The organism is Microcoleus sp. OTE_8_concoct_300, from assembly GCF_031383065.1.
Taxonomy (GTDB): domain Bacteria; phylum Cyanobacteriota; class Cyanobacteriia; order Cyanobacteriales; family Microcoleaceae; genus Microcoleus.
In genome coordinates this window covers 1-4385 of record NZ_JANMZH010000472.1, presented here as the reverse complement: position 1 = coordinate 4385, position 4385 = coordinate 1, and the positions used below count along the sequence as shown (strand labels likewise).

Sequence of the window (4385 nt, the reverse complement as noted above, 5' to 3'; positions counted from 1 at the left end):
TCCACACAAACTACCTAATTATCAACAAGGCTTAAGAGCTATGAGACTTATTCTATCAGCCTTATAGGCGACTTGTCGCCCCGACAGGGCGAATACTGGCGTTAATACGAATTGTTGGTTTTCTAATGTGCTGTTCCCTTGTTTGTCAAGCATTTTCCAATAAATAGGAATAGCCCTCTTTCGCCAAATCATGCTGACCATCAAAATATTATTTGATTGCCATTTGGTTCGGTCTATTGCTAAATATACAACCTTATTCTTTTTGACGCTACCTTTAATCCAACCAATCACCAGTGATAGCCAAATATCATCTAGTACAGCTCCGCGTAAGGAATAAAAATTTAATAACTTTAGCGTCTGCTAAATAGTCGGAACTGCACGATAATTCCATTTGGGTAGATATTCATCAAAAATAATTTTCATTGTTTCTTTAAATCCCTTAGCTACTTTTCGCCCAGTTTCATAAATTTTATCGCTCACATTTACTACCACCGAAAGCCCGGTTTTAGTATGAGTTTTTGCCATGAGTTCTTTAACTAACTCAAGACTGGTAAAAATTACTCCTTGACAGGCTCTGGTTACGTGAGTAAATAAACGATGTTCAATCGGATTATACTTCGATGTATAGGGAGGATAGTGTGCGATTCTAATTTCTATTTCTAGCTCGTCAACTAATTTTTGTAAATCCGATTTAAAGATATGATAATTGGAATTATTACTGCCACCGCCATCGCATTTTATCAAAATTGAATCGGCTTGAGGGTAGATAAATTTTCCGTAATTAACCCACCATAATTTGATCGATTCACAAGCAAATTCACTCGTGTCTTTACTGATTCCCAGGTTTAAATATCCTCGGTTATGTTGCCGATCATAAATTCCATGAGGTACTACTTTTCCGTCAGCCAAACTCCAAAAATCATGGTCAAATGTCGTAATAGCTTCCGTAGTATATAGACTTCCTGCTCGATAGAGATTTCCAATAAATTCCTTCTTTTTCGTGTCCATACTAACAATTGGATTTCCCTGTAACTCATACTCTGCCGTAATTCAGACCAGATTTTCAAATTGTTCATTACGATTCTTTGTTACTCCGGTTGTTTGTTTTTTTTGAGCTTGACGTTTCACATATCCATGTTTTTTTAACAGTTTTTTAACAACTGTTGTACTGACTATTGTTTCCTGAGCCTTCAGACCTTCAACTATTTGTTGCTGGGTAAGATTAATCCCTTTAATTTTTTCCGACATTGGATCTCCGGCTGTGTGGTTTTTTAAGACTTCTAAAAAACGCTCGTTTAAATCAGGTATCTCAGACTCCCTAGTTTTTCTTCCTCCTCCACGTCGGCGAATTCTCTGTTGATTAAAAGTAGTGTCTGATTCAGTTTTTAATTCCTTAATTCCCTTGGCTATTGTATTCCTGTCTACTCCCAAAACTCGGGCTATGTAAATAATTCCACCACGACCAAGTTTTACGGCTTCTATCGCTGCATATTTTCTTTGATCTTTTTCAGATAAAGACTGATGATGTTTTCGCATTAAATCAGTAATTTCGTCTGAGTAACACATAAATTAAGTTAGTAAGAAATGATTTAAATCAAAAAATCTTGGGCGACATAAGAAAAACCAAGTAGGTATAATATTTGACATCTTTACCGCAACATAAACCTATTCATATTCACTCATTTATTTATTATACATCGCTGATGTTATTAAATTTTTATTCCTAAGTATACAGACTATATTTGTGGTAGAATAACATATAGCGTTTCTCAGAAAGATGAGGTAAGCCGAGGTATGCTGCAAAGGTGGCAGCAGCGAGATTTTTAGGTAAAGATTAGTCCGCAAACCAAGGGTGACCAAGGCTAGAGTTAGTTGAGACCTGTTTCGGTCGGCGATGGAGGAGTAATATATGGCCTGATTAATGCCTAAAATATTAAATTTAAGCGATGGCGAGCGTCATGAACTTCAGAAGTTGATCGACAAACACAAAACGCCGCAACAAATCGTGCTACGAGCCAAAATCATGATCATGGCATCTGATGGTCAAAACCATCGTGAAATAAGCCGAAGCCTAGAGATTAATCGGCAGATGGCTCGTTGATGGCGAAACCGATGGTTGGAGAGCGAGGGGAAAGAGTTATCGATTTTACAAAGATTACAAGATCGAGAGCGTGTTGGCGCACCGGCAAAATTTAGCATGGAACAAGTAACAGAGTTATTTGCAATGGCCTGTTCCTCACCGTCAGATTATGGACGACCAATAAGTCACTGGACTGCCAGAGAACTGGCGGCCCAAATAATGAAACAAGGCATTATTGAAACTATATCCGTCCGCCATGTTGGTAGATTATTAAAAGAAGCAGAACTGCAACCACACGCCTCCCGCTACTGGTTAACCCCCCCCTGTGGATGAAGAATTTGATGCAAAAGTCAAAGATATTAGCGACTTATATCTGACTGCGATTGAACGCGCTCAACAAGGAGAACACACAATATCGATTGATGAAATGACAGGGATTCAAGCTATTGAACCTCTGGAAAAAGACTTGCCAATGAGACCCGGTAAAGTTGTCAGAAGAGAGTTTGAATATATTCGTCATGGTACGCAGAGCTTGATAGCAAATTTCAACATTGCGAATGGTAAGATTATTAAACCAACTTGTGGACATTCGAGAACAGAGTCCGATTTTTTACTGAATATTCGTCACCTCATTGAAACTGATCCGGCTGCCCAAAAATGGCATCTAATTATGGATTGTCTGAATACTCACCAATCTGAATCACTGGTGCGTTTGGTTGCCGAAAAAGAAGGCTTAGATATCGACCTCGGTATTAAGGGAAAAAGCGGCATACTTCAATCCATGAAATCCCGCGCTGTTTTTTTAAGTGACCCAACACATCAAATTGTTTTCCATTACACACCCAAACATTCTTCGTGGCTTAATCAAATAGAGATTTGGTGAGCGCATTTTGGTGCGGAAATTACTAAAAAGAGCAAGTTTCACCAGTCAGTACGATCGGAAAAATCGCCTCCTCAATTTTATTAACTACTTTAATCAAACAATGGCCAAACCTTTTAAGTGGACATATAAGGGTAAAGTCTTGGCTGTTTAATAGTCTGTGTATTTACGCCGAGCTGTACTAGTCTTCTGCCTGTGGTGACGCTGTAGAAGATGCCAGGAAAGCTATAGCAATCGCAAATCATTCATAAATCAATCGAGGGTTCGATCGAGCAGTAGTTTCATGAGAATTTTGGCTCAAAATCACCAAACTTGTGTAGTTTGGGAAAGTCAAAGATTTGCTGCTGTATGGTAAAATTGAAGAACCATTTAACCAAGGAAAAAGAACGCAGACGATTCCCAAATTTTCTCACCCAAGTCTTGGCATTTAGCCAAATATCCTCTACTGGATTCTGCAGGCGGAGCATTGGGGGCAAAGAGGATACAAGTTAAAGACCATTCATTTTTTTCCTGGTCGCAATTAATTTATTCTAGGTAAGCTTTCATCTCTTTATATTTGTGATAACTAGCTCCATCCCAAATAATCAAATGTCTCGCTTCGGGATTTAAAGACTGTAAATCCTTTAAAAAAGCGACCGTATTCTCGGAATTGGCCGTCGCATATTCTCGCAGAATCAACTGTTTTGTTAAATAATTTATTGCGCCATAATAAGTTTGTTTTTCTCTTTCATTCACCAGCGGTATTTCTATTCTCTCGTTGCGCTTTCCCCAAAGATAGCCACAGACATCTCTCCATAGTAGATGACACTCATCAATCAAATAAGCTGTTCTCCATTTAAATTGTATGTCAAAAAAAATCAAAGTCTTGTGGGGTGGGCGTCCCGCCCGCCCTGAAGATACAATTTAAATGCGCGACAGCTTACACCAAAAGCTTTCCCGATTCTATAGCTTCCCGGTGTTCTTCCAGAGTTTCACAAATTTCTTGGTGCTTTTTTTTGACGAGTCCTTCATCGCCTTTTGGGTTCTTTTTTTGAGACTTTTTCCAGCTAATTCCTGCTGACTTAAAGAGTCGATAGTAGCTAGTTTTAGATTGAAATTCAATCTGATACTGCTCTGCTATATAATTTTCGAGGGCGGATAAATCCCAGTGGTCTTTATTGGTTAACCATTGGATAATTTCCGACTGTTCTTCTGGCTTAAGTTGTCCCTGCGAGCCTTGATGATTTAAGAGCAATCCTTCCATTCCATGCAACGCATAATTGATTTTCCACTTGCTAATAAATGGCTGGGGGGGTGACAACCCGCCTGAAAGCTATAGTTAGTAAGGATTGAGCCTACTTGTGGTAAAAAAAGATAGGCAGCAGAATTGTTATACGCTTGCCTATCCAAAAAAATAATGATACTAAGATTCTACCAGACCCATTT

Annotated in this window: 1 protein-coding gene and 3 pseudogenes; 2 read left to right on the top strand and 2 right to left on the bottom strand. The window is 38.8% G+C overall.

The genetic code is table 11. The annotated features are described in order from the left end of the window. Positions 1-360: 360 nt before the first annotated feature. A pseudogene (locus ACUVJL_RS21370) lies at positions 361-1536 on the bottom strand (ISAzo13 family transposase). 577 nt (positions 1537-2113) lie between these two features. Between ACUVJL_RS21370 and ACUVJL_RS21365 the strand changes: the two are divergent. Both ACUVJL_RS21365 and ACUVJL_RS21360 read left to right on the top strand, forming a co-directional pair. After that, positions 2114-2413: pseudogene (locus ACUVJL_RS21365) on the top strand (helix-turn-helix domain-containing protein); the annotation flags it as partial. Further along, positions 2406-2963, top strand: a complete 558-nt coding sequence (locus tag ACUVJL_RS21360) for a transposase (protein WP_445247666.1) — start codon at positions 2406-2408, stop codon at positions 2961-2963. The pseudogene ACUVJL_RS21365 and the gene ACUVJL_RS21360, both read left to right, overlap by 8 nt. Positions 2964-3241: 278 nt before the next feature. Here ACUVJL_RS21360 and ACUVJL_RS21355 read toward each other — a convergent pair. Next, positions 3242-4260, bottom strand: a pseudogene (locus ACUVJL_RS21355) (IS630 family transposase); the annotation flags it as partial. Positions 4261-4385: the final 125 nt, after the last annotated feature.